Below are 2,391 nucleotides of genomic sequence, written 5' to 3' on the forward strand. Positions count from 1 at the left end.
CGGTCGCACTCACCGGGCCACAGCCCGTTCCGACGGTGGCGCTGCGTCGGAGAGAGTCACCGGCCGTCGACCGCCTGGTGGACGGCCGCCCTCCACTGAGTCGGATCCGACACCGGACCCGGCGCAAGGTGCACGAGCGCCTCGACGTTGCCGCGCATTCCCCGGATCGGAGAGGGCAGCACGCCCTGCGTGTTGAGGCCGACATCATGCGCGCTGAACAGCACCTCCAAGACGGCGTCCGCGCGCAGACCCGCATCGGTCACCACTCCGCCGCCGATCTTCGACCTTCCCACCTCGAACTGCGGCTTCACGAGCAGCACGACATCGCCGGCGGGCGCAAGGACCTGCGCGACAGCGGGCAGGATCTGCGTGAGCGAGATGAAGGACAGGTCACCCGTGACGAGCGACGGTGCCGCGCTCACCCCGCTCGCGGACGCCAGATTCTCGGGCGTCATGTAGCGGACGTTGAATCCCTCGACCGCGTGCACGCCCGCATCGATCGCGATCTGCGGCGCCAGCTGACCGTGTCCCACATCGACCGCGATGACTGGATCTGCGCCACGCTCCCGCAGCACCTGCGTGAACCCGCCCGTCGACGCGCCCATGTCGAGAGCAGGGCGTCCGGCCACCTCGATTCCGAAGCCGTCCAGCGCGCCGATCAGCTTGTGTGCGCCGCGGCTGACGTAGTGGTCCTGCGCCGTGACGGTGATGTCCGCCGAGTCGTCCACCTTGATGGACGCCTTGACCGCGACACGTCCGGCGACCTCCACGCGCCCCTCCTCGATCAGCGTCGCGGCATGCGTGCGCGAACGTGCCAGACCACGCGCGGCGAGCGCGGCATCGAGGCGCTGCGTCATCCGCCGGGCGCCGGCTCCGGCGGAGCCTGGTCGAGGCGCCGCGCGAGCTCGTCGTGCAGGCTCGCGTACGCCGCGGCGCGGCTTGCGAGCGGCTGGCCCTCGATGATGCGCACCCGGCTCACGAGGCCCTCGCCGCCGTCATCCGTCGTGTCGCTCACGTCGTCCAGCGTACGTCGTGGGGCGGTCGTCAGCGGCGAGGCGTGCGGAACGGGTCCGCATACAGCCGCTCGGGAACGCGGAAGCCGAAGATCTGGCGCCCCGTGTCCCAGATCGCCTTCGCGGCGGCCCGCAGCAGGTCGATCTGAGCGCCTTCCGCGACGACCCGCACATCCGGTCCCTCGATCCGGACGGCCGCGTCGCGCACCCAGACGGTGTCGCCCTTGACGCGCGCCTCGGGGTACGGTTCGAACAGCTCTCGCAGGTCGGCGACGATGTAGGTCGGGCGGCTGTCGGGCGGCGCCGCGAGCACGTGCTTCGGCCGGTCGATGCCCGTCAGCACGAGCGCCGACGGCACGCCCGCGCGATTCGCCCCCAGGATGTCGGTGTCCAGCCGATCGCCGATGAACAGCGGCGACCGGGCGCCGAAGCGGGCGACGGCCTCGTGGAAGATGGGCGCCTCGGGCTTGCCCGCCACGGTCGCGAGGCGACCGACCGCCGTGTGGACGGCCGACACGAGCGTGCCGTTGCCCGGGGCGATCCCGCGCGCCTGCGGAATGGTCCAGTCGGTGTTCGTGGCGATCCACGGGATGCCGCCCTGCTCCTCCGGCACCTGCAGCGCGAACGCCGCCTCGGCCAGCTGGGTCCATGAGACCTCGGGCGCGAACCCCTGCACAACGGCCGCAGGCTCGTCCTCCGCGCTGCGCGTGACCACGAAGCCGGCCTTCTCGACCTCGACCACGAGCCCCTCGCCGCCGACGACCAGCACTCTGGAGCCGGGCGCGATGCGCTGAGCCAGCAGGCGCATGGCCGCCTGCGGGCTCGTCACGACCTCGTCGGGCCGCGTGTGAAGGCCCAGCTCGACAAGATGCGCGGCGACGGTGGCATCCGTCCGCGAGGCGTTGTTCGTGATGTACCCGAGCCGTCGCCCCTCGGACGCGGCGCGGTTGAGGCTCTCGACGGCATGCGGCAGCGCGCCCGGACCGGCGTAGACGACACCATCGAGGTCGGCGAGCACCACGTCGACACCGTCCAGCGGTGTGCGTGCCGCCGAACGCTTAGAGAAGAGCGCCATCGGGACGGGCCTCGCCATCGTCGCGCCGCGACGGCGCGCCGTCCGCGGGGTCGTGCTGCTCGGTGTCGGACTCCGCCTCGACGGCGGGCTCGGCGTCGGAAGCGGACCCTGCCTCGACGGCGGACTCCGGCTCAGCGTCGATCTCCGCCTCGGCGCCCTGCTCGACCTCGGCCACGGGCTCCGCGTCGGCGGCGGGCTCGGGCTCGGCGTCGATCTCCGCAAGGATCTCCGCGACCTCGTCCTCGACCGTGAACGCCTCGTCCTCCTCCGCCACCGGCTCGTCCTCCTCCGCCACCGGCTCGT

The 2,391-nt window shown here is 72.4% G+C and carries 3 protein-coding genes and 1 pseudogene; all 4 read right to left on the reverse strand.

Going from position 1 to position 2,391, the window contains the following annotated elements; all coding sequences use genetic code 11:
- Positions 1-56: 56 nt before the first annotated feature.
- Positions 57-857: a TlyA family RNA methyltransferase gene (locus RIF89_RS14000; protein WP_309069693.1), complete on the reverse strand. Its 801-nt coding sequence runs from the start codon at positions 855-857 to the stop codon at positions 57-59.
- On the reverse strand, positions 854-1,015 hold the full coding sequence (locus tag RIF89_RS14005; RefSeq protein WP_309069694.1) for a hypothetical protein: 162 nt from the start codon (positions 1,013-1,015) through the stop codon (positions 854-856). The genes RIF89_RS14000 and RIF89_RS14005 overlap by 4 nt, the downstream gene beginning before the upstream one ends.
- 29 nt (positions 1,016-1,044) lie before the next feature.
- Positions 1,045-2,088: an HAD-IIA family hydrolase gene (locus RIF89_RS14010; protein ID WP_309069695.1), complete on the reverse strand. Its 1,044-nt coding sequence runs from the start codon at positions 2,086-2,088 to the stop codon at positions 1,045-1,047.
- A pseudogene (locus tag RIF89_RS14015) lies at positions 2,072-2,391 on the reverse strand (hypothetical protein); the annotation flags it as partial. The pseudogene RIF89_RS14015 and the gene RIF89_RS14010, both read right to left, overlap by 17 nt.

Origin of the sequence: Microbacterium sp. (assembly GCF_031178525.1) — a bacterium.
Lineage (GTDB): Bacteria > Actinomycetota > Actinomycetes > Actinomycetales > Microbacteriaceae > Microbacterium.